The sequence below is a fragment of the Hymenobacter puniceus genome (assembly GCF_014333525.1).
Lineage (GTDB): Bacteria > Bacteroidota > Bacteroidia > Cytophagales > Hymenobacteraceae > Hymenobacter.
In genome coordinates this window covers 85,901-107,108 of the sequence record NZ_JACSCX010000007.1, presented here as the reverse complement: position 1 = coordinate 107,108, position 21,208 = coordinate 85,901, and the positions used below count along the sequence as shown (strand labels likewise).

Here is a 21,208-nt window from a genome sequence, read left to right as displayed (position 1 = left end):
TGAGCTTGCGAAGGACCTTATCACTTCTGTACTGGCTAAACGTCATCGTTCTGGCGTGATAAGGTTCCTTGCAGGCTCAGGATAGCAGAGGTATTCCACCAACCCAAAAATCCACTACATGCACATCATCAGCTACAACGTCAACGGGTTGCGCTCAGCCGTGAGCAAGGGTTTGCTGGAGTGGGTGCAGCAAACCCAGCCCGATGTGCTGTGCGTGCAGGAAATCAAGGCGGGCCGCGAACCGCTGGACGTAGCGGGATTCGCGGCGCTGGGCTATGAAGCGTATCTGCACCCTGCCCAGAAGCCCGGCTACAGCGGCGTGGCCACCTTCACGAAGCAAGCACCCACAGCCGTTGCCGTAGGCTGCGGCGCGGACCTGTATGACATCGAAGGCCGCGTGCTGCGGCTGGATTTTGGTGCGCTTTCGGTGCTGAACGTGTACATGCCTTCGGGCACGAGCGGGCCGGAGCGGCAGGCGTTCAAGGTGGAATGGCTGCACTTTTTCCGCGACTATGTGCGGCAGCTGCGCGCCGAAGGCCGCCAGCTCGTTATCGGTGGCGACTTCAACTGCTGCCAGACAGCTATTGATCTGCACAACCCTAAGGCCAACCAGAACAGCCCCGGCTACACGCCCGAGGAACGACAGTGGTTCAAAGACTTTCTGGCTGATGGCTGCACCGACTCGTTCCGGCACCAGCACGGCGACGCGCCCGGCCACTACTCCTGGTGGAGCTACCGCGCCGGCTCGCGCGCCCGCAACGTGGGCTGGCGCCTCGACCATCTGCTGGTAGATACGGAATTGACGCCTCGCCTCGCCGGCGCCGGCCTGCTACCCGACGCCGTGCATTCCGACCACTGCCCGGTGTGGGTAGAAATCAGCCAGGGTTAGTCCTGGAGCAGCATCTCAGCCACTTCCCGGCCGGAGGCCATGGCGGCGTTCAGCGACGGATAAGCCGTGACGTCGCCGCAGCGGTAGAGCGTGGCGCTGATGCGCTGAGGCTGCTGCACCGGCTGGCCGGCGGCGTACACGGGCAGTGCGTACGGCAGCTCGTAGGTGCGCAGATGCTCCCACTGGCTGACTTCTTCCCCAAACCACAGCATCAGTTCGGCCCGCAGCATGGTGGTGAGGGTGGTTTCGGGCAGGCCATGCTCGCCATGGGTGCTCACCGAAACCAGCGTACGGCCCGTGGGCGCATAGTCAGCAGAGACATCCGACGGAAAGCACACGTTGTGCGACAACTGCCCCGGCATAGCGTTGAGGCGCAGCAGTCGGTCGTGGTGGGCGGGGGAAGAGAGGGCCGAAAAGTAGGTGCAGGTGGTGCGGCGCCAGGTAGTGGCCGGCGCCTGGGGCAGCGCTGGCAACAACTCCGAAGCGGTGTTGCCTTCGGTAGCCACCACCACGGCCGCCGCCTGCAGCGTTTCGCCGCCTCGCAGGCGTACGGTGGTGCCGTCGATGGCTTCTACCGCCGAGTTGAGGCGCACGGTGCCGGCGGGCAAGCGGGCGGCCAGCTGCTCCGGAATCTGCTGCATGCCCAGCGCCGGTACCACGGCGTCGCCCTCCACAAACTGCTTGAACACAAACTCAAAAAAATTGCTGGCCGTAGTCAGGCTGCGGTCCAGAAATACGCCTCCAAAGAATGGCCGGAAGAAGTTGTCGATGATTTGCTCGCTCCAGCCATAGCGGCGCAGAAACGTAAGCGTATCAGTAGATGGCCGGTTCAGGAGTTCCTCGCTGCTGCTGCGCGCCACGTGCTGGGCTAGGCTGGCAATGCGCAGCTTGTCCATCAGCGTGCCAATCGGGGATACGGCCGCTGGCAGAGCTGCTATGGGCTGACGCAACGGGTTGCGCAAAGTGGTTTCCTGGCCGGAAGCCAACCGGATAACTGCGCCGGAGCGGAAGGTTTTCAAATTTAGCGCGCCGTAGTCGAGCAGGCGCTGCACTTCAGGATACTTGGTCAGCAGCACCTGAAAGCCCCGGTCGAGACGGAAGCCCTCGGGCGTACTGTCGGTGCGGACGCGGCCACCCACGGCTTCGGCCGCTTCCAGCACCACCACAGCGCGGCCGGCGCGGTGCAGGTAGTTGGCACAAGTGAGGCCGGCCATGCCAGCCCCAACAATAATGATGGGCGCGGAGAGGTCAGAAGAGGAAGCAGTCATATCAGCCCCAAACTCCAAAACCGCCCGGAAGGTTGGGGCCGCACCAAGTCTGCGGAGGGTTAGGTAATGCGCACCACGCCGGCGGAAAGGCTAGGGGCATACTTTATTAAGCGTGTATACCTCGCCCTGGCTGTAGGCGTCCCAATCGGCAATTTCCAGCCTCGACTCGTCCTGGTAGGTTTCCAGAGTATCGACTAGAATGCCGCTCCGGAAGTAGCCATCCTTGAAAATCTCGCGCACTACTATGGTTTCATTGGCGAGGCGGCGCAGCACCCAACGGCCATCCGGAACACCCTGCTGCACCGACCCTGCCAGATTCAGGCCCATTTCGTTGCGGTACCAGGTGCCATTGCCATCCTTCACGAGCTGGGTACCGGTTTCGTTCCAGAACTGCTGAATCAGGGGGGCGTGGCCGTCGCGGAAGCTCAGGATCTGGCGTGGCCGGCCCGTTGGGTACCAGTATGCCCAGTCGCCCACTTCCCGGCCCTGCAGGTAGCGGCCTCTGGCTGCCAGCTCGCCATTCGGATGATAGATTTCGAAAACGCCTTCTTTGCGCCCGGTTCGGTAGGCGCCCTGCACCTGCAGCATGTTGTTGGCCAGTCGATAGTCGCGCACAAAGCCCTGGAAACGGCCGGCACTGTCGAGGCGCACGTGGCGCCGGATGGTGGCGCATCCGGGCGGCGTCAGCACGTACTCATCAGAGTAGTAGAACACCACGCTGTCTTTGCCCACCACGCGGTAGCAGTCGTTGAGCTTGGCTTTTGGCAGCGTGGCCTCCTGCGCCCAAGCTGGGCCGGCAGCAAAATAAAGTAGCAGTAATAGTACAAGGTAGCGGTTCATAGGTAACAGGATTGTAGATAGATACGGGAGTAATCGTCTGCGGGCTTGCGGCCAGACCAGGCCACCAAAGCGGTGCTACTACGTAGCAACAGTAGCAACTACGGACGCTAAAATAGCTTGCGGCGCTTCGGAATCTTGCGGGTTTTCATCGTCCAGAACTCGGCCACGCCGGGGCGCTTGAGCGTGAGGCGCCACACGCCCATGGGCTCACCCAGCGCGTAGCCGGTGGCCTGGTCCTGCGCAAACTGCTTGCGGATGAGGGCGTAGTCGGCGGCGCTCAGGTCTTTGCCAACCTTGCCGTGGCAGCGCAAACACAGCGCGTCGTTGGCGACGATGGGGCGCTGGTAGAAGAACGTCTCGGCGTTGGGCCGGGTCACCTGGCGGGTGGTGTCGGGCTGCAGATCAAGAGCGGTGAGGGCGGCCTGGTTGGCGGGGTTGCGCGGCTTGCTGCTTACCCGGCGGGCGCTGGCCTGCAATACCTTGGCCACCGAATCGACGCGCGGAAATGTCTCGGGGCGGCAGTAGGGCAGGGCAGCCACCACGCCACCTTCGGCCAGCTTTTCGCGCAGCACGCGCAGTAGCTCCCGGTCGGCGTGGCGAGTGAGCGAGTCGCCGGCCCAGCGAGTGGCGCGAAGCAGGTCTTCGGGCATGATGCGCTTCACCACCCAGTTTTCAGCCTCCGCCCCAATTCTTTTGCTTTCACGCAGGTGCTCAATCTGGTCGGGGCGGCAGGCTGCGACCAGGAGCAGTGTAGCAGCCCCGGCGGTGCGAAGGAAATGGCGCATTAACTAGGTAGCGAAAGGTGGAGTCGGCAAGATAAACAGGGCAAGCGGCTCTTCGTTTGCAGAGCAAGCAGTCCTACAGACTTTACCTTGCTTCTCAGCGCAGCAGAAATTCCTGCAGGGCCTCGTAGTGCGGCTCCAGCAGCACGCTTTGTTTGGGCTTCGAGAACAAGCCCTGCACGGCGGCCGGTACCGGCACGGCGGCCCCAATTATTGGCTCTACCACCTCCGGAAACTTGATGGGGTGTGCTGTTTCCAGAAAAAATCCTTGGGCGGCTGGGTGTTCGGTTAAGCGCTGTTCCAGCGCCAGCAGCGCTACGGCGCCATGCGGGTCAGGCAGGTAGCCGGTTTGCTGATAGGTGCGCCGGATGGTGTCCTGAGTCTGGGCATCGGTGATAGTGGCGCCGCTGACCAGCTCACTCAGGGTGGCGTGCTGCTGCCCAAACAGCTCCAGAATGCGAACGAAATTGCTGGGGTTGCCCACGTCCATGGCATTGGAAAGCGTGGCCACGGCTGGCCGGGCCGCAAACGCACCGGTGCGCAGGTAATCGGCCACGGCGTCGTTGGCGTTGCAGGCCGCTATAAAGTGGCCGATTGGCAAGCCCGAGGCGTGCGCCAGCAGCCCGGCGCACAGGTTGCCAAAGTTGCCGCTGGGCACCGCTACCACCGGCAGCGTAGTGTGCGGCCACTGCTGCAGCGCAAACAGGTAGTAGAACTGCTGCGGCAGCCACCGCGCCACATTAATAGAGTTGGCTGAAGTCAGCTGGCGGCGCCGAGCCACTTTGGGGTCCAGAAACGCCTGCTTCACCAGCTGCTGGCAGTCGTCGAAGTTGCCGCGCACCTCCAGCGCCGTAATATTCCGGCCGAGCGTGGTGAGCTGCTTTTCCTGCAGCGGGCTGACTTTGCCCAACGGATACAGAATCACCACTTCCACGCCCGGCACGCCCAGGAATCCGTCGGCTACGGCCCCGCCGGTGTCGCCGGAAGTGGCCACCAGCACCGTAACGGGCGCTGCCTGCTGCCGCGAGAAGTAGCCCAGGCAGCGGCTCATAAACCGGGCCCCTACATCTTTAAACGCCAGTGTGGGCCCATGAAATAGCTCCAGCGCCGAAATCCGCCTGGAAACCGGCACCAGCGGAAAAGCGAAGTCCACGGTTTCGGCGCAGATCCGACGTAGCTCCTCTTCCGGAATGCAGGTGCCCACGTAGGGCCGTATGACCTCGTAAGCTACTTCCGCGCGCGGTAGCTTGGGCAGCTGCGCCAGAAATTCGGCGGAAAAGCGCGGAATCTGCTCCGGGAAGTACAAGCCGCCATCGGGCGCCTGTCCGGCTACCGTGGCCGCCTGAAAATCAACGGAAGGGGAACGACGATTGAGGCTATAGTAGCGCATAACGGCAAAGGATATCAGACGGAAAACCGCACGCCCACTGAGCTGAGGGTGGTGACGTGAATGTGAAAATCGACGCCCAACGGCTCGTATATGTGGCGCATGGCATGGGCCACGGCCTGGGCGGTGGCCTCGTCGCGGCTGAGCATGAAGATGGAAGGGCCGGAGCCGGAAATACCGCCGCCCAGCGCCCCAGCCGCCAAGCTGGCTGCCTTCACCGCCGCAAAGCCCGGAATCAGAATGCTGCGCACGGGCTCCACAATCACGTCTTCCAGAGAGCGGCCAATCAGGTCGTAGTCGGATTGCAGCAGGCCCGCCACCAGCCCGGCCACGTTGCCCCACTGCCGGATAGCGTCTTTCAGTGGCACCTGCTGGCGCAGAATCCGGCGAGCGTCGGCGGTGCGCACCTCAATCTGCGGATGCACCACCGTAACGTGTAGTTCTGGCGCCTGCAGCGGCACAATGTCGAGCGGGTCGGCGGAGCGGATGAGGGTGAAGCCGCCGTAGATGGCCGGCGCGATGTTGTCAGCGTGGCGGGCACCGCTGGCCACTTCCTCTCCAAACATGGCAAATTGCACCAATTCTTCCGGGCTGAACCGGTCGTTGAGCAGCCGGTTGGCCGCCACCACTGCTCCCGCCGCGCTGGCCGCACTGCTGCCAATGCCACTGCCTGGCTTGATACCTTTTCTGATGCGCATCTCAAAGCCTGTCGACTCCCCGGTAGCCCGCAAAAGGGCCAGCAGCGCCGCCCCGGCCACGTTGCGGGCGGGCTCGGTGGGCAGGTTGTAGTCGTCTTCGTTGAGGATGACCACGCCCGGTTCCAGCGTGCGGCGCAGGTGCATGGTGTCGAAGGGTGCGGCCAGCGCAAAACCCAGCACATCAAAGCCGCACACCACATTGGCAACAGTTGCAGGCGCGTAAACAGTAACGGAATTAGTCATATATCGAAAGAAAAGCTGGCTCTGCGCGAAATTCCAGGGCTGAAGCCCTGGGCTATGCAGCGGAAAATGATGGGAAGTTTCCCGCTAACTAGCCCAGGGCTTCAGCCCTAGGATGTAGGTGCATTACACCCGGGCGGCGCGCACAATGTCGGCAAATACGCCGGAGGCCGTCACGTCGGCCCCGGCGCCGGCGCCCTTCACCACCAGCGGCTGTTGCGGGTAGCGGTTGGTGAAAAACAGTACGGCGTTGTCCTTGCCCTGCAGTTCGTAGAAATCGTGGCCGGGCGCTACGGCCTGCAGCCCCACACTCGCCTGGCCGCCTGAATAGCGGGCCACAAACTTGAGGCGCTTGCCTTCAGCAGCCGCGGCATCGTATAGTGCCCGGAAATGCGGCTCGTGCACGGCCAGCTGCTCGTAAAATGCTGATACGTCGCCTTCCAGGCAGGAGGCCGGCAGAAACGACTCGTTGCGGATGTCGGCTATTTCCATTACCTGGCCGGCTTCGCGGGCCAGAATCAGGATTTTGCGGGCCACGTCGGAGCCGTTGAGGTCGAGGCGCGGGTCGGGCTCGGTGTAGCCTTCGGTCTGGGCCTGGCGCACCACCTCGGCAAAGGGCCGGCTGCCGTCGTAGTGGTTGAACACGAAGTTGAGCGTGCCCGATAGCACGGCTTCCATGCGCCGCACCTCGTCGCCGCTGCGCAGCAAGTCATTCAGCGTCCCGATGACGGGCAGGCCCGCGCCCACGTTGGTTTCAAACAGGAATCCCGCACTGAACTCCCGCGCCAGCGCCTTCAGCCGGGCATAGCTCATATATTCCGACGACGCGGCCACCTTGTTGCAGGCCACCACGGCAATGCTCTTCTCCAGCAGTTGCGCGTAGATGTTGGCCACGTCGGCGTTGGCCGTTACGTCCACGAACACGGTGTTGCGCAGGTTCCGGGCCTGCAGCTCGCGCACCAGCTCCAGCAAACGTAGTGGCAGGCCCTGCTCCAGCGCCTCGGGCCAGTGCGCCAGGTCGAGGCCATTTTCATCGAGCACGAAGCGGCGACTGTTGGCCAGCCCTACCACGCGCAGGTTCAGGCGCAGCGTTGAGCGCAGCCAGGGCTGCTGCCGGGCTATCTGCTCTAGCAGCTTGCCGCCCACATTGCCTACGCCTGCCACAAACACGTTCACCTGCTTCACCGATTCCTCAAAGAAGTCTTCGTGCAGCACGTTGATGGCCTTGCGCACGTCGTGGGCCCGAATCACGACGGAAATGTTGCGCTCCGACGAGCCCTGCGCAATGGCCCGGATGTTAATACCGTTATTGCCGAGCGCCCCAAACATGCGCCCACTGATGCCCGAGTGGTTGCGCATCTGCTCACCTACCAGCGCCACAATGGCCAGGTCGGTTTCCAGGCGCAGCGGCTCCACGCGGCCAGCGGCTATTTCGGGCCCAAACTCTTCATCCACGGCCACTTGGGCGTGGGGCGCATCGGCGGCGCGCACCGCCACGCAGATGGAATGCTCCGAGGAGCTTTGGGTGATGAGAATCACGTTGATTCGCTCCTGCGCCAGCACCCCAAACAGCCGCCTGGAGAAACCCGGAATGCCCACCATGCCGCTGCCTTCAAGGCTCAGCAAAGCCAGCCCACTGATGCTGCTCAAGCCCCGCACCACTTCGTGGTTGGCAGGCGGGCGCACTTCCACCAGCGTGCCGGCATCGTCGGGCGCAAACGTGTTTTTAATCCAGAGCGGAATGCCCTGGCTCATGACGGGCTGAATGGTAGGCGGATACAGCACCTTGGCCCCGAAGTGCGACAGTTCCATGGCCTCCTGATACGAGATGCGCGGAATGGGCCGCGCCGCCGACACCAGCCGCGGGTCGGCTGTCATCATGCCGCTCACATCGGTCCAGATTTCCAGTTGCTCGGCGGCCAGTGCCCCGGCAAACAGGGCCGCCGTGTAGTCGGAGCCGCCGCGGCCCAGCGTGGTGGTGGCGCCCTGAGCGTCGCTGCCGATAAAGCCGGGTACCACGTAGAGGTCCGCCGGCTGCGCCGCCACAAACTCCCGGATCTGCCGGTTGGTCAGAACCACATCCACGGCCGCAAAGCCGTGCTGCGAGTTGGTGCGAATTAGCTGGCGGCTGTCGTGCCAGAGGTGCGGTACATGCTGGCTGCGTAGCGTTGCCGCCAGCAGCTCCGAAGCCAGCAGCTCGCCGTAGCTCATCAGCCGGTCCAGCGTACGGTCGGATAGCTCGCCAAGTGCAAATATTCCGTCGCAGATGCTGTCCAGCTCGTTGCAGTAGTTTTTTACAAAGCTCAGCACTTCGCTCTGGGCGGGCACGGGCAGTAAGCTGCGCACGGCTTCCAGGTGGCGCAGCTCCAGCTGGCGCAGGTGGGCGCGGTAGTCATCGTGGCCGGTGGCGGCAGCGCGGCCGGCCTCAATCAGCAGATCCGTAGTGCCACCCAGGGCCGATACCACTACCACTGTGGGCTGCTGCCGGGCCGCGGCGGCGGCCAGCCGTGCCACGCGCTGAAGATTGGCAGCTGTAGCCACCGACGTACCGCCGAATTTGAGAACCTGCATATAAGTAGAGCTTAGAAGGAAGACAGGAGAAGGATGCTGGGCGGAGAAGAGGATAGCAAGGGCCGAAGCGGCACCACACAAAGAAGCCCGTCGGGCCGGGGCTTCCGGGGTAGGAAGCGGCCAGCGACGGGCTGCGAAAACTCTGGGGAAAGGAAAAGGAGGTTTGGCAGCCCGCGTCAGCGGGTTGTTGTAGCCGTACCTGTGGTTGTCAGGGGTGAGCTGACAGCGGGTAGTGAAAAAAGCAAGTGCAAAGCAACAAGCGGAAGCATGGCAGCAGATAGAACAGGCTCAAAGTAGAGAAACTTTTCAAAAAGCCGACAGCAGCAACTGGGTTTTTTGCAGGCCGTGCGCGCAAACGGCACCAGGTGAAACCTCCAGCCAACCTACACGTGTTTGTTTTCAGTACCTTTGCAGCTGCAAATACAATTCCCCGAAGGCAAGATGCTAGATAAACTGGAGGCCATCCAACAGCGCTACAACGACGTGAGCGAGCTGCTGACGCAGCCCGACGCCATGAGCGACATGAAACGCTTTAAGTCCCTGAACAAAGAGTACAAGGACTTGGGCAAGATTGTGACCGAATACAAGGCCTACCAGAACGTGCTGGCCAATATTGACAGCGCGAAAGAAGTTATTTCGACTGAGAAGGACGAAGACTTCCGCCAGATGGCCAAGGACGAGTTGGAAACGCTCTATCCCGAGCAGGAACGCCTCGAAACGGTCATCAAAGACCTGCTGCTCCCGCGCGACCCCAACGACAGCAAGGACGTCATCATGGAAATCCGGGCGGGTGCTGGCGGCGACGAAGCGGCTATCTTCGCCGGCGACCTGCAGCGTATGTACATGCGCTTTGCGGAAAAGCAGGGCCTGAAAATGGACCTGATTGATGCCACCGAAGGTACCTCGGGCGGCTACAAGGAGATTATTCTGGCCGTGAAGGGCGAGGATGTGTACGGCAAGCTCAAGTTTGAGAGCGGTGTGCACCGCGTGCAGCGCGTGCCGGCCACCGAAACCCAGGGCCGCATCCACACTTCAGTAGCCTCCATCGTGGTGATGCCGGAAGCCGAGGAACTGGACGTACAGATTGACATGAACGATGTGCGCAAAGACCTGTTCATGTCGTCGGGTCCTGGTGGCCAGTCGGTGAACACCACCTACTCGGCCGTGCGCCTCACCCACTTGCCCACCGGCCTCGTGGCTCAGTGCCAGGACCAGAAGTCGCAGCTCAAAAACTTCGATAAGGCACTGCAGGTGCTTCGCTCGCGCCTCTACGAAATTGAGCTGGCCAAGAAAAACGAAGCCGAAGGTGCCCAACGCAAGAGCATGATTGGCGGCGGCGACCGGTCCGACAAAATCCGTACTTACAACTACCCGCAAGGCCGCGTGACCGACCACCGCATTGGCTTCACCGTGTATAACCTGGCCAGCGTAATGGACGGCAACATCGACGACTTCGTGGAGCAGCTGCGCCTGGCCGAGAGTGCCGAGCGGTTGAAAGAAGGCGTCTCGTAATAAAGGCGAAATCTGCTCGTTAGCCCTATTGGCGAGTGAGAACGTCAGGCAGAGGCGGCGCCGAAGCATCTCGCTAGTGTGGTACTTGCTATAGCAACATCAGCACGCGAGATGCTTCGGCGCCGCCTCTGCCTGACGTTCTTTTTTGTTTTGTTCTCTATGCGCTTTCTACTCCCGTTGCTGTTGGTTTGTGCGGCCCTGCTGGCGTTGTTGCCGGGCTGCGAGCCAAAGGAAGACCTGCTCACCACCGACAACAGCGCCAAGCTGGAGTTTTCGGCCGATACCGTACTTTTTGATACGGTATTCACGCAGGTGGGCACCGTGAGCAAGCGGCTGTGGGTGTATAACCGCAACAGCCGGGCCGTGAAAATCGACCAGATTCGGCTGGCCGACACCAACCCCGGCACCTACTCGCTCATCATCAACGGCGACGAGCGGCAGGCTGCTGCGGGCCTCGAAGTGCGCGGCAAAGACAGTTTGCTGATTCTGGTGAAGGCCCGTCTCGGTGCCACCTCGGCCCTGAAGCCTTTCCTGCTCACTGACCAACTGTTGTTTACGACCAACGGCAATGAGCAGGACGTGAAGCTGGTAGCGTACGGCCAGAATGCTTACTTCCACGTGCTGGAGCGCCTGCCCTGCAACGCCGTGTGGCTGAACGACAAGCCCCACGTTATCTACGGTGCGGCACTTGTCGATTCGCTCTGTACGCTCCGGATTCAGCCCGGCACGCGCATCTACTCGCACGCCGGCGCGGCCCTGGTTGTGCGTGGTACGCTGCTTATCAATGAAAACGCTGTGCCCACCACCGAGCTGAAGGACGACGACCGTACCACGATGGTCCGGTTCCAGGGCGACCGGCTGGAAGCTACCTACAACGATGTGCCGGGCCAGTGGGCTGGCATTCAGTTTGATGCCAGCAGCAGCCGCAGCAACGTGGTGAACTTCGTGGAAATCAAAAACGCCTCGTTTGGGTTGCTGATTTTCAACCCCCGCAACCGGCCGCACCCCAAGGTGACGGTGCGTAACACCATTGTGCGCAACATATCGGGGGCCGGCCTCACATTTGGCAGCGGTGGGCAGAGCTTCAACGGCGGCGGCGTACTCAGCTTCTCCGGCGACTTCGACCTGACCAACTGCCTGTTCACCAACTGCGGCGAGTATGCCATAGCAGGCGTGGGCGGTGGCCTGTACAACCTCAACTATTGCACTATCGCCAACTATACGCCACTGTTCATTCGGCGCGAAACGGCGTCGCTGTCGTTCACGAACGAGCCCGCCAGTACGCGGCCATTGGTGAGCCCTATTACCATCGGTATCAGCATCAACAACTCCATTGTGTGGGGCTCTATTGCCGATGAGCTGTTCTTTGAGAACAGTGACCGGTACCGTGGCAGCATCAGCATCCGCAACAGCCTGCTCCGCACCCGCGAGTACGCCGCCGCCACTGATGCCGCCAACAAGCCCGGCCTGAGCAATCCGGCGCTCAACAACCTGCTCAACACCAACCCGAAGTTCAGACGCTCCCCCGAAAACGCCGCCGACAAATACGACTACCGCCTCGATACTCTCTCGCCGGCCAGCAACAAGGCCCGGTTTGATGCCCTGGTACCACGTGACCTAGTCAACAAGGCCCGGAGCGCCACCGCCCCCGACCTGGGCGCTTACGAGCGGGTGAATCCGTAGCGCTATGATTTACTTCCAGAAGCGGCTGCGGCTGCCGGCCGTGCGCCGCGGCTTTCATTTGATTACCGATTTGCTGGTGGCGGAACTGCCCGAGCTGGAGCGGCTGCGGGTTGGTACGGCACACTTTTTCATTCAGCATACTTCCGCCAGCCTGAGCATCAACGAAAACGCCGACCCTACCGTGCGGGCGGATTTCGAGGCCTATTTCAACCAGGTAGTGCCCGAAAATGCGCCGTACTTCCAGCACACCCAGGAAGGCCCCGACGACATGCCGGCCCACCTAAAAGCAGCTATGCTGGGCCACGCCGTGAGCGTCCCGATTACCAACGGCGAACTGGCGCTGGGCACCTGGCAGGGCATCTACCTTGGGGAGCACCGCAATCAGGGAGGCCGGCGCTGGGTGGTGGCTACGCTGATGGGCAACGAGTAGGACGCCAGGGCCGAGGACACAGAATTATTGGGGGTAAGCAAGCCGCCCACGAGACTTTTGCGTATGACAGCCAAATCGTTCCGCTGTCTGCGCTATGCTGTCTGCCGTATTGTTGTCTGCTTCCAAAGGCCTTTCAGCCGCGCTGCTCTACGCGGCGCTGGGCCTGTTTGGCTGTGGCTCCGATGACAACGGCCACACGGTTGTGCGGACGGCACCAAAGCCTGCCCGGCAGCAGCCCGCCAAGCCCCGTGCGCAGCCTGCCGCGGCTCCGAAGGCAGTGTGCACGCTCACCAACGACAGCTTGGCCGGCCAGCCTTTTGGGCTGGAGCCCACCGTGGCGGAGCTGCTGGCGGCTGGGGCCAAAGTAACGGCCCGCAAGTCGTTTGCCAACCTGCACGAAGCCGGGCAGATCGATACCATTCTTACGCTGCGGCACCAGGGCAACCAGTTCGAATTCTACCGCACCCCCGAGAAAGACCTGCTCCGGCAGGCTGTCATCACCAACTTCCGGCCCGACTATGGTCGGCGCCTGCGGGCCACGCTCAATGAGTCGGCCAAGCAGAACGGCGGAACCTGTCTGCAGCTACGCCTCCGCGACACGGAGCGGGCCAACAGTGTCTCGGCTACTTTCACGGCCGGCCAACCCAGCGTAGCCCGCGTGCAGCCTTACCTGGACTAGCGAATTGTCATTATGAATAAAGCGAGGAATTCGGGTTGAGCCAGTCAGATAGCTTAACCCAAATTCCTCGCTTTGTTTGAAGTAGATAGCCTTACTGCAGAATCCGGGTCTGGACGGAGTAGCGTACCGTATCGAAGAACGCCAGCTTCTGCACGCCGCGCACTTCGTACTCGGTCAGCCGATTGTTGAGGCTACGCATGTGCACCTTCTTTTCGGAGTAAAATAGTGCGTTATCCTGTTTTATAACGGCTGTCAACTCCTCTAGCTGATCTTTAGGGCCTGCAGCACCTAGCGTATTGATAGTTAACGACTCCACTGTGGCGTCAATGCCGGGCTTACGAACGTAAGCATACATGCCTTCACCCGCAGCGTTGCTGTATGGCGCTCCTATATTTTCTGAATACGCTCCCCGCAAAGCCGGCTTGTTGATGTCGGCCTGGTAGAAAATCTGCAGTTCCTTGGCCCAGTCGGTTTTCGTGACGCGGGTGGTTTCGGTGCGGCCGTCGCGGAGCTGCACCTGCTTTTCCACGGCGGGCTGCAATTGGTTGAGGCGCATTACCTGCGAATCCAGATAGCCTTTCACATCGAAGTAGCCGGGCTTGCGGTTGGCCGGGTTGGTGCGTATCGTCGCCTCGTCGTCGGTTGTTCCGCAAGCTGCCAGCACACCAAGCAGCGCCAATACGCTCAGCCGCTTAGGCACGGGCAGGAGCGGTAGCAAGCAGCAAACTCTGCCCGGTCATGGCGGCCGGCTGCGGCAAGCCCATCAGGGCCAGCACGGTAGGCGCAATGTCGCCCAGCTTGCCATCGGCCAAGGCGCCACGGTAGTCCGCGTCAGCTAAGATACAGGGTACCAGGTTGGTGGTGTGGGCGGTGTTAGGCGAGCCGTCGGGATTCATCATGAACTCGGCGTTGCCGTGGTCGGCAATAACGATGCAGGCATAGCCGGCGGCCAAGGCCGTTTCTACCACGTCGCGGGTGCAGGCATCTACGGCCTCGGCCGCTTTCACTGCCGCCTCAAACACGCCAGTATGGCCCACCATGTCGGTGTTGGCGAAGTTGAGCACGATGAAGTCGGCCGAGTTGGCTCGCAGTTCCGGTACCAGCGCGTCGCGCAGCTCGTAGGCACTCATTTCCGGCTGCAGATCGTAGGTGGCTACTTTCGGCGAGTTGCGCATGATGCGGTTTTCGCCGGCAAACTCCACCTCACGGCCGCCGGAAAAGAAGAACGTGACGTGCGGGTATTTCTCGGTTTCCGCAATCCGGATCTGCTTTTTGTGGTGCGCCGCCAGTATTTCGCCCAGCGTATTTTCCAGGTTGTCTTTTTCGAAAATCGGTGTGACGCCCGTAAACGTGGCGTCGTAGTTGGTCATGGTGAGGTAGTGCAGGTTCAGCCGGTGCATCTGGAAGGCGTGAAAATCCTGCTGCGTGAGGGCCTGCGTGATTTCGCGGCCCCGGTCGGTGCGGAAGTTGAAGCAGATAACCACGTCGCCCTCCTGAATGGTAGCCAGGGGCAGGCCATCGGCGCCTACTTTCACAATCGGCTTCAAAAATTCGTCGGTCACGCCTTCCTTATAGGAGTCCAGCATGTTCTGAATCAGGTTCTGCGAAGCCGTGCCTTTGCCGTTCACCAGCAGGTCGTAGGCCACTTTCACCCGCTCCCAGCGGTTGTCGCGGTCCATGGCGTAGTAGCGGCCCACGATGGAGGCAATCTTGCCACTGGCGCCGCGCTGCAGGTGCTGCTCCAGGTCATTGACGTAGCTCACGCCACCCTTGGGGTCGGTGTCGCGGCCGTCGGTGAAGGCATGAATGAACACGTTGTGCACGTCGGCGTCGTGGGCCAGGGTGCACAGGGCTTTGAGATGGTCGAGGTGGGAGTGCACGCCGCCGTCGGACAGCAACCCCATCAGGTGCACGGGCTTGTTGTTGAGGCGGGCATACTCGAAGGCTTTTTCCAGCGCAGGCACCAAACCCAGCTTCCGCTCCCGAATGGCTTTGTTGATGCGGACCAGATCCTGATACACCACGCGGCCGGCCCCGATGTTCATGTGGCCCACTTCGGAGTTGCCCATCTGGCCATCGGGCAAGCCCACGGCCTCGCCGGACGCCTGCAGCTTGCTGTGCGGAAACCGCTCGAACAACGAATCCACGAAGGGCGTCTGGGCCTTGTCGATGGCCGAAACCTCCTTATTCTGCGCTAGACCCCAGCCGTCCAGAATCACCAACAATACCTGTTTGTTCATGCCCACAAAGATAGGCGCCGCGCACGTACCGGCCACATTTTCTTATCTTGCTTACCAGCCAAACCCACAACCCGGCGGGCGGCTGGCACGTAGCGGAGGCTTGGCATCATTTTCGCGTACTGCATGAAGAATTCTTTACCTTCCCCATGAAACGTACCTTCTTCCATGCCTTCCTGTTTGTGTGGCTGCTCCTGACTTCGGGCGCGGTGCTGGCACAGGCCGAAACATTCGGGGGTGTTCGTAATGCGCTACGTAGTGCTTCTTCGCGCGAATTGGCGCAGTATTTCGGGCCCACCGTCGATATTAGCTTCGATGGCGACCGGCAAAGCTACAGCGCCACTCAGGCAGAGTTTGTCCTCAAAGACTTTTTTGCCAAGACGGCCCCCGCCACCTTCGATATTGTGCACCAAGGCGCCAGCCAGGGCGGTATTCCGTACGCCATCGGCAAGTACAACGGCAAATCGGGCCCTTATCGGGTGTTCATTAAAATGAAAAGTGTTAACGGGGTGCTGCGCATCGACAACATGGACTTCACGAAAGAGTAACTGAGTGATGAAGTAGCCGAGTAAGTTGTTCTTGCTCGTACTTCACTTTTTTCATGCAGGCCCCCAGTGCATTCGTGTGCTGGGGGCCTGTTGCGTAATACGCACTAGCGGGCTGCAATGGAGGCTTCCACTAAGGTTTCTGGCGCGCACCGCAGCGCCTCTGCGCGCCCGGTTCTCACCTACCCAGCCGCTCATGTACTCAGTTACTCATAGGTGCGCCCTTTTCACTATTTTTGCACCGTGCAAAACACCCCCTACCTCACCCCCGAAGCAATTTCAGAGTTCATTCGTACGGCGCTCCTCGAAGACGTTGGCGATGGTGACCATTCTTCGCTGGCCGCTATTCCGGCTGATGCCCACAACCGGGCGCGGCTGCTGGTGAAAGACGAAGGAACGCTGGCGGGGGTGGAACTGGCTAAGCACATTTTCCGGGCCGTAGATGCCGACCTGCAGGTGGAAACGCTATTGGCCGACGGCGACACTATTGCATATGGCGACGTGGTGCTGACGGTGGAAGGCCGGGCCCAAAGCATCCTGACGGCCGAGCGGCTGGTGCTCAACTGCATGCAGCGCATGAGTGGCATTGCTACGCATACGGCCCACCTGCGCAGCCTGCTGGCCGGCACCCAGGCCCGCCTGCTCGACACGCGCAAAACCACGCCCAACTTCCGTCTTTGCGAGAAATGGGCGGTGCTTATTGGCGGTGGCGTAAACCACCGCTACGGGTTGTTCGATATGATTATCCTCAAGGACAACCATGTGGACTATGCCGGTGGCATTAAGGAAGCCATTGCGGCCACCAAAGCCTACCTGGCCCGCACCGGCCGCCAGCTGCCCATTGAGGTGGAAACCCGCAACCTGGCCGAAGTGCAGCAAGCCCTCGACGCCGGCGGCATCGACCGAATCATGCTCGATAACATGCCCCCGGTCCAACTGCGCGAGGCCGTGCAGCTCATTGGCGGGCGCATAGAAACCGAAGCCAGCGGTGGTATCACCGAGCACACCATTGCCGAGGTAGGCGCCACCGGCGTCGACTACATTTCTGTCGGCGCCCTCACCCATTCCACCAGAAGCCTCGACCTTAGCCTGAAAGCGTATTGATGTGCTGATTGGTTGGTGTGCTGATGTGTTGATCTACAATGCAAGCAGCACAGCAGCAGGAAAGCACATCAGCACATCAATAATCAGCATATCAACTCCATGCAACTCCCCAACCAACGCGGTGCCAGCTACCGCCAGCAGCAACAGCAGCCGGCCGGTTCGCCTTTGGCCATCCGCACCAAAAAACACCAGCTCGACTCCAACCTCTACACCCGCGTGGCCATGGGGTACGTGTGGCGCAAAGAGTGGTGGTTTGTCCTGATTCCGTTTATTCTTGGCGTGCTGCCGGCGGCCATCTGGCCTTCGTGGTGGTGGCTGGCGAGCGGCCTGGTGCTGGCGTTGCTGTATGTGCTGCTGCGCTCCTCACAGATTACAGCCGTGACGCAGGTAGAGCAGACCAAGCCGCTGTTTGAGCGTATGAGCTATGTGATAGACCAGCGCCAGATTGGGCTGATGCAGAACGAAAAGGAAGGCAAAGGCATGGGCGTCAACTGGGACATGATTGGACGCGTAGTACGGGAAAACGACGGCTACCTGCTCTGGTTTCGCAACCAGGAGGTGCCGGCCGAAATTACCGGCTGGCGGGCCTGGATAGCCCGTACCTTTGAAACGCCCATGTTCCTGCACGTACCGTTCAAGATCTTCAACACGGCCACCGACCAGAAGCTGTTCGAATCGATGCTGCGCCGCAAGAACCTGCTGCCTGCCGCGTCGGAAGCTAAATAGCCCGCCGCCGCATTTTCTACCTGTTATTTCAACTCTCTTTTTCTTCCCATGACCAAGCAACTTCTGCTTTCCGCGCTGGCTGTAGCCGCTCTTTCCCTGTCTGCCTGCAGCAGCGAGCCTTCCGACTGGCGCCCCGATAAGAAAGTATCGTTAGATATGGTGGAGCCCGGCACCCGCACCTCCGATAATTTCGACCAGCATGCTGCAGCTGGTGCCCATCACGAAGGCGGCGCCGCTCACAACGAAGGTGCTGGAGCCGCCGCTCACGAAGTAGAGCACGGCGAAGAAGGCATGCAGCACGAAACCGGTGTAGCCACTCCGCCCAGCTCCAATGTGAACCTGGACCGTCGTGCCAAGCCATCGGCAGAGGCGGCCACGTCGGCCAACGCCAAGGAGACGCTGCTTAACAAGAGCGACGAAACCGCCGCTGAAAAAGCAACCGTAGCCGACCCTGCTGCCAAAGCTGAAAAGCCCGAGTAGTCCCGTGCGTATTCTCTCCTTCCGGATGATTGCCGCTGCGGCCTTGCTGCTGAGTGGCTTGGCTGGCTGCAACAACCAGCCCACCACGGGCACCACTACCCAGGCCACCACGGCGCCGGCCGATAGCCTGGCCGTACCAGTAACTGCCGCCGCCTACATCTGCCCAATGAAGTGCGAAGGCAGCGCCAGTGACAAGCCCGGCAAGTGCCCGGTTTGCGAAATGACTCTGGAGCCAGCGGCAGCCAGCAAGCCCGCTAGCTAGCCTACACCGCTAAACGCAGTTCCACGCCTTCCGGAAGCAGCCCGCTGCCAGCCCCGAAAGGCGTGGAATTGCTGTTGATGCACCTATTTTGTAACATTGTTGCAAAATAGCGCATCTATCGCCCTGGGCTCAATACTTTGCGCTTCGCCTGACGCAGGCACCTGTGGTTTTCTGATATGACGTTGTTACACACCGCGGCCGAGCCCGAATGGTTTAGCACCTGGTTCGACTCGCCCTACTACCACCTGCTCTACCACGACCGGAACCAGGCAGAGGCCCGGGCTTTTCTGGATGGGCTGCTAGGACGGCTACGCCCCAAGCCTACGGCGCGGCTGCTGGATTTTGCCTGCGGCAAGGGCCGCCACTCCATTTATCTGAGTGAGCAGGGCTACGACGTTACGGGCATCGATTTGTCGGCGGAAAGTATTGCAGCGGCCCAGCAGCACGCGCATGAGCATCTGCGCTTTGCCGTGCACGATATGCGCGAGCAGCTGCCGTTCGGGCCCTTCGACTTCGTTTTCAACCTGTTCACCAGCTTCGGCTATTTTGAGCACGAGAGCGAAAACGTGCTGGCTTTGCGCAATGCGGCGGCCTCGCTCCGGCCCGGCGGCAAGCTGGTCATCGACTTTCTGAATACCGAGCGCACAGTGCGCGAACTGGTAAAGCACGAGCAGAAAACAGTGGATGGCATCACCTTTCACCTACACCGTCACTTCGACCGGGACTTTATCGTCAAGGAAATCAGCGTTCAGGCCCCCGGCCAGCAGGAGCTGCATTTCGAGGAGCGGGTGCGGGCCCTGAGCCGGGAGCGGTTCGAGGAGTACTTCCTGCTGGCTGGTCTGCGGCTGGTAGAGGTGCTCGGCGACTACCACCTGCAACCTTACGACGAAACCACCAGTCCGCGCATGATTTTCATCCTTAAAAAGTGACGAACTGAAAAAGGCAAATAGTGATGAGGTGGCCGGTAGCCAGTAGAGTGAATACGCTATACTGCCTGGCATTGCCTACCCCGTCACCGTTTACCTCATCACTAGTCACTTCATCATTTCATTACCAATTATGTGGTTTGCTGTTTTGCTGCTGTTTCTTACCGTGTTGGGGGCCGGCTGGTCTACCCGGCTGGTGCCAACTGCCAGCACAGTCTGGATGAAGCCGCTGCTGGCCTTTAGTGGCGCGTATCTGTTTACGCTTACTATCACGCACCTGCTGCCGGAGGCCTTGTTGCTGGTGCCCGGCAACATGCACCGCATCGGCTACTTTGTGCTGGCGGGCTTTTTCGGACAGCTGATTCTGGAGGTGTTTTCGCAGGGCGTAGAACATGGGCATGTGCACCATCATTCCGACCATGTAGGCCACGTACCGTTTCTGCTACTGTTTTCGCTGGTGATTCACTCCTTCTTGGAGGGCAGCATCCTGGTGAAGGCGCCAGAGGTCGGCGCCGTGAGCGACAATTTCTATGCTATTCTGACGGGCGTAGCACTGCACCATGTTCCGGCCGCCTTCGCCCTGATGGCGGCGCTGCGGCTGCGGCTGGGTAGCTTCCGCAAGGCGCTGCCGTTTCTGCTGCTGTTTGCGCTGGCCGCCCCGGTGGGCATCATCGTCAGCAACTACGTAGTGCTCGACCAGCTGCTGACGGGTGGCCTGTATGCCGCACTGCTGGGCTTCGTGGCCGGCAATTTTCTGCACGTCTCCACCACTATCCTCTTCGAAACCAGCCCCGAGCACAAACTCAACCTGCCTAAGCTAGCGGCCACGTTAGCCGGTACGATGCTAGCCTTAGGGGTGGAGGCGCTTTAGGGCTTAGTTGTTAGGGATAGGGCCTAGGCCCTAGGAAACAGGCCGTGAATATTGCTCAAAAAAGAAGGCCCCGCCGTAACCCGGCGGGGCCTTTTGCATACACCCTAAGCCCTAAGCCCTAAGCCCTAAGCCCTAAGCCCTAAGCCCTAAGCCCTAAGCCCTAAGCCCTAAGCCCTAAGCCCTAAAAAGTCCCCACCCGTCGTCGTGGTGGTCGGTGGGGTCGAAGGTGGCAACCCAGGCGCGGAAAAGAAGCCGGAATTCCTCTAACTCAAGGCGTAACGCCTCAATGTATTCTGGTGGTGTCAGGCGTAGTTCCAGGCATAGCGCTGTCTGGGAAAGCAGGCTCTCGGCGGCCACTTTTATCAGCACGGCCAGTTCCATACAGCGGCCATAGTCAGTGGCCATGCGGGCAGCGGCCAGCTTGGCCGACAGCTGGAAGCCATTGTTGGTCATCAGCTCGCCAATGCATTGCACATCTTCGGGGCGCAGTTCTGGCTCTTCCGCCAAGTGAGTATCAGATGGCAGCAGCGCAGCATCGTCGGGGTGCGGGGTAGTAGCTGCCGCCATGCTTTGCACCAGCGCCTGCGTGAGCAAGCCTACTTCGCGCGCCTTCTGGCGCAGGGGCGTAGCATGTAACTCCCGCAGGTCGTGGCCATCCTGCGGGCTGCTAGCATCGGTGTCGTCGTTATCCTCCCACATATGCCTAGAGCCAGTCATCTACGTCGAGTTGCGGACCAGCGCTGCGCAACATAAATTCCAGCTGACGGGCGCGGGCCTGCTGCCGGGTAAGCTCAGCCTGCAGGCTGAGCAGCCGCTGCCGCATGGCCAGTACCACCTCGATACCCGCGTGGCTTAGCTCCAGCTCGTGGTGCAGGCGAGAAAGCCGGGCCACATGGTCGGGCTCGTCGTAGATAGTGCCGGGCTGAGGCCCTGCTGCCAGCAAGCCCAGCTCCACAAAGCTCCGCAAATCCGCTTCGGTTAGCTCGTACTGGCTGGCGCAGTCGCGGTACGTGATGGTAATACGGTGCGTTTCCATACGCGAAAAAAGCTATTCGAGTGGCTGATGATAAGGATAGAG

At 60.8% G+C, this 21,208-nt stretch carries 22 protein-coding genes; 12 read left to right on the top strand and 10 right to left on the bottom strand.

Features of this window, described 5'->3' with window-relative positions; all coding sequences use genetic code 11:
• The first annotated feature begins 118 nt into the window (after nt 1-118).
• Entirely contained in the window at nt 119-889 is a 771-nt protein-coding gene (locus tag H8B14_RS17640) for an exodeoxyribonuclease III (RefSeq protein ID WP_187316989.1), read from the top strand.
• On the opposite strand, the gene H8B14_RS17635 is transcribed toward H8B14_RS17640, so the two are convergent.
• The 6 genes from H8B14_RS17635 to thrA all read right to left on the bottom strand — a co-directional run bounded on the left by H8B14_RS17635 (nt 886) and on the right by thrA (nt 8,675).
• Nucleotides 886-2,157, bottom strand: coding sequence for a protoporphyrinogen/coproporphyrinogen oxidase (locus H8B14_RS17635; protein WP_187316988.1), 1,272 nt, complete (start codon nt 2,155-2,157; stop codon nt 886-888). The two genes, H8B14_RS17640 and H8B14_RS17635, sit on opposite strands and share 4 nt — an antisense overlap.
• Nucleotides 2,158-2,247: 90 nt before the next feature.
• Nucleotides 2,248-2,997 (bottom strand): toxin-antitoxin system YwqK family antitoxin, encoded by a 750-nt coding sequence (locus H8B14_RS17630; protein WP_187316987.1) that lies wholly within the window; start codon nt 2,995-2,997, stop codon nt 2,248-2,250.
• A gap of 107 nt (nt 2,998-3,104) precedes the next feature.
• Entirely contained in the window at nt 3,105-3,782 is a 678-nt protein-coding gene (locus H8B14_RS17625; protein WP_187316986.1) for a c-type heme family protein, read from the bottom strand.
• A gap of 94 nt (nt 3,783-3,876) precedes the next feature.
• Nucleotides 3,877-5,169: a threonine synthase gene (gene thrC, locus H8B14_RS17620; protein WP_187316985.1), complete on the bottom strand. Its 1,293-nt coding sequence runs from the start codon at nt 5,167-5,169 to the stop codon at nt 3,877-3,879.
• A gap of 14 nt (nt 5,170-5,183) precedes the next feature.
• Entirely contained in the window at nt 5,184-6,107 is a 924-nt protein-coding gene (locus H8B14_RS17615) for a homoserine kinase (protein ID WP_187316984.1), read from the bottom strand.
• A 123-nt stretch (nt 6,108-6,230) separates the two neighbouring features.
• Nucleotides 6,231-8,675, bottom strand: coding sequence for a bifunctional aspartate kinase/homoserine dehydrogenase I (gene thrA, locus H8B14_RS17610; RefSeq protein ID WP_187316983.1), 2,445 nt, complete (start codon nt 8,673-8,675; stop codon nt 6,231-6,233).
• A gap of 441 nt (nt 8,676-9,116) precedes the next feature.
• Between thrA and prfA the strand changes: the two genes are divergently transcribed.
• The 4 genes from prfA (at nt 9,117) to H8B14_RS17590 (ending at nt 12,979) form a co-directional block, all read left to right on the top strand.
• The gene (gene prfA / locus H8B14_RS17605; protein ID WP_187316982.1) at nt 9,117-10,187 is read left to right on the top strand and encodes a peptide chain release factor 1; all 1,071 of its coding nucleotides are present in this window, start codon (nt 9,117-9,119) and stop codon (nt 10,185-10,187) included.
• A 159-nt stretch (nt 10,188-10,346) separates the two neighbouring features.
• Nucleotides 10,347-11,870: a hypothetical protein gene (locus H8B14_RS17600; RefSeq protein WP_187316981.1), complete on the top strand. Its 1,524-nt coding sequence runs from the start codon at nt 10,347-10,349 to the stop codon at nt 11,868-11,870.
• Between the two features lie 4 nt (nt 11,871-11,874).
• The gene (locus H8B14_RS17595) at nt 11,875-12,300 is read left to right on the top strand and encodes a secondary thiamine-phosphate synthase enzyme YjbQ (RefSeq protein ID WP_187316980.1); all 426 of its coding nucleotides are present in this window, start codon (nt 11,875-11,877) and stop codon (nt 12,298-12,300) included.
• A 94-nt stretch (nt 12,301-12,394) separates the two neighbouring features.
• On the top strand, nt 12,395-12,979 hold the full coding sequence (locus H8B14_RS17590) for a hypothetical protein (RefSeq protein WP_187316979.1): 585 nt from the start codon (nt 12,395-12,397) through the stop codon (nt 12,977-12,979).
• A gap of 91 nt (nt 12,980-13,070) precedes the next feature.
• On the opposite strand, the gene H8B14_RS17585 is transcribed toward H8B14_RS17590, so the two are convergent.
• A complete protein-coding gene (locus H8B14_RS17585) occupies nt 13,071-13,679 on the bottom strand; it encodes a hypothetical protein (RefSeq protein WP_187316978.1) in 609 nt (202 codons plus the stop codon).
• Nucleotides 13,672-15,219: a 2,3-bisphosphoglycerate-independent phosphoglycerate mutase gene (gpmI, locus tag H8B14_RS17580; protein ID WP_187316977.1), complete on the bottom strand. Its 1,548-nt coding sequence runs from the start codon at nt 15,217-15,219 to the stop codon at nt 13,672-13,674. The genes H8B14_RS17585 and gpmI overlap by 8 nt, the downstream gene beginning before the upstream one ends.
• A 146-nt stretch (nt 15,220-15,365) precedes the next feature.
• Between gpmI and H8B14_RS17575 the strand changes: the two genes are divergently transcribed.
• The 7 genes from H8B14_RS17575 (at nt 15,366) to H8B14_RS17545 (ending at nt 20,130) form a co-directional block, all read left to right on the top strand.
• A complete protein-coding gene (locus H8B14_RS17575) occupies nt 15,366-15,764 on the top strand; it encodes a DUF4783 domain-containing protein (protein ID WP_187316976.1) in 399 nt (132 codons plus the stop codon).
• Between the two features lie 240 nt (nt 15,765-16,004).
• Nucleotides 16,005-16,865 (top strand): carboxylating nicotinate-nucleotide diphosphorylase, encoded by an 861-nt coding sequence (gene nadC, locus H8B14_RS17570; RefSeq protein WP_187316975.1) that lies wholly within the window; start codon nt 16,005-16,007, stop codon nt 16,863-16,865.
• Between the two features lie 99 nt (nt 16,866-16,964).
• Nucleotides 16,965-17,591 carry a hypothetical protein gene (locus H8B14_RS17565; RefSeq protein ID WP_187316974.1) on the top strand — a complete coding sequence of 209 codons (627 nt, stop codon included), beginning with the start codon at nt 16,965-16,967 and terminating at the stop codon, nt 17,589-17,591.
• A gap of 48 nt (nt 17,592-17,639) precedes the next feature.
• Nucleotides 17,640-18,071: a hypothetical protein gene (locus H8B14_RS17560; RefSeq protein ID WP_187316973.1), complete on the top strand. Its 432-nt coding sequence runs from the start codon at nt 17,640-17,642 to the stop codon at nt 18,069-18,071.
• Nucleotides 18,072-18,075: 4 nt separating this feature from the next.
• Complete coding sequence (locus tag H8B14_RS21380) at nt 18,076-18,333, top strand: heavy metal-binding domain-containing protein (protein WP_187316972.1); 258 nt, start codon at nt 18,076-18,078, stop codon at nt 18,331-18,333.
• A gap of 176 nt (nt 18,334-18,509) precedes the next feature.
• A complete protein-coding gene (locus H8B14_RS17550; protein ID WP_187316971.1) occupies nt 18,510-19,262 on the top strand; it encodes a class I SAM-dependent methyltransferase in 753 nt (250 codons plus the stop codon).
• A 130-nt stretch (nt 19,263-19,392) separates the two neighbouring features.
• The gene (locus H8B14_RS17545; protein WP_187316970.1) at nt 19,393-20,130 is read left to right on the top strand and encodes a ZIP family metal transporter; all 738 of its coding nucleotides are present in this window, start codon (nt 19,393-19,395) and stop codon (nt 20,128-20,130) included.
• 174 nt (nt 20,131-20,304) lie between these two features.
• Here the strand turns inward: H8B14_RS17545 and H8B14_RS17540 are convergent, their stop codons facing one another.
• On the bottom strand, nt 20,305-20,829 hold the full coding sequence (locus H8B14_RS17540; protein WP_187316969.1) for a hypothetical protein: 525 nt from the start codon (nt 20,827-20,829) through the stop codon (nt 20,305-20,307).
• Between the two features lie 4 nt (nt 20,830-20,833).
• Nucleotides 20,834-21,166, bottom strand: coding sequence for a hypothetical protein (locus tag H8B14_RS17535; RefSeq protein WP_187316968.1), 333 nt, complete (start codon nt 21,164-21,166; stop codon nt 20,834-20,836).
• Between the last annotated feature and the right edge of the window lie 42 nt (nt 21,167-21,208).

What these genes read in the sequence shown, in the direction of transcription:
- H8B14_RS17640 (WP_187316989.1), top strand. Translation starts at nt 119, where the DNA reads ATGCACATCATCAGCTACAACGTCAACGGGTTGCGCTCAGCCGTGAGC.
- H8B14_RS17635 (WP_187316988.1), bottom strand. Translation starts at nt 2,157, where the DNA reads ATGACTGCTTCCTCTTCTGACCTCTCCGCGCCCATCATTATTGTTGGG.
- H8B14_RS17630 (WP_187316987.1), bottom strand. Translation starts at nt 2,997, where the DNA reads ATGAACCGCTACCTTGTACTATTACTGCTACTTTATTTTGCTGCCGGC.
- H8B14_RS17625 (WP_187316986.1), bottom strand. Translation starts at nt 3,782, where the DNA reads ATGCGCCATTTCCTTCGCACCGCCGGGGCTGCTACACTGCTCCTGGTC.
- thrC (WP_187316985.1), bottom strand. Translation starts at nt 5,169, where the DNA reads ATGCGCTACTATAGCCTCAATCGTCGTTCCCCTTCCGTTGATTTTCAG.
- H8B14_RS17615 (WP_187316984.1), bottom strand. Translation starts at nt 6,107, where the DNA reads ATGACTAATTCCGTTACTGTTTACGCGCCTGCAACTGTTGCCAATGTG.
- thrA (WP_187316983.1), bottom strand. Translation starts at nt 8,675, where the DNA reads ATGCAGGTTCTCAAATTCGGCGGTACGTCGGTGGCTACAGCTGCCAAT.
- prfA (WP_187316982.1), top strand. Translation starts at nt 9,117, where the DNA reads ATGCTAGATAAACTGGAGGCCATCCAACAGCGCTACAACGACGTGAGC.
- H8B14_RS17600 (WP_187316981.1), top strand. Translation starts at nt 10,347, where the DNA reads ATGCGCTTTCTACTCCCGTTGCTGTTGGTTTGTGCGGCCCTGCTGGCG.
- H8B14_RS17595 (WP_187316980.1), top strand. Translation starts at nt 11,875, where the DNA reads ATGATTTACTTCCAGAAGCGGCTGCGGCTGCCGGCCGTGCGCCGCGGC.
- H8B14_RS17590 (WP_187316979.1), top strand. Translation starts at nt 12,395, where the DNA reads ATGCTGTCTGCCGTATTGTTGTCTGCTTCCAAAGGCCTTTCAGCCGCG.
- gpmI (WP_187316977.1), bottom strand. Translation starts at nt 15,219, where the DNA reads ATGAACAAACAGGTATTGTTGGTGATTCTGGACGGCTGGGGTCTAGCG.
- H8B14_RS17575 (WP_187316976.1), top strand. Translation starts at nt 15,366, where the DNA reads ATGAAACGTACCTTCTTCCATGCCTTCCTGTTTGTGTGGCTGCTCCTG.
- H8B14_RS17565 (WP_187316974.1), top strand. Translation starts at nt 16,965, where the DNA reads ATGCAACTCCCCAACCAACGCGGTGCCAGCTACCGCCAGCAGCAACAG.
- H8B14_RS17560 (WP_187316973.1), top strand. Translation starts at nt 17,640, where the DNA reads ATGACCAAGCAACTTCTGCTTTCCGCGCTGGCTGTAGCCGCTCTTTCC.
- H8B14_RS17550 (WP_187316971.1), top strand. Translation starts at nt 18,510, where the DNA reads ATGACGTTGTTACACACCGCGGCCGAGCCCGAATGGTTTAGCACCTGG.
- H8B14_RS17545 (WP_187316970.1), top strand. Translation starts at nt 19,393, where the DNA reads ATGTGGTTTGCTGTTTTGCTGCTGTTTCTTACCGTGTTGGGGGCCGGC.
- H8B14_RS17540 (WP_187316969.1), bottom strand. Translation starts at nt 20,829, where the DNA reads ATGTGGGAGGATAACGACGACACCGATGCTAGCAGCCCGCAGGATGGC.
- H8B14_RS17535 (WP_187316968.1), bottom strand. Translation starts at nt 21,166, where the DNA reads ATGGAAACGCACCGTATTACCATCACGTACCGCGACTGCGCCAGCCAG.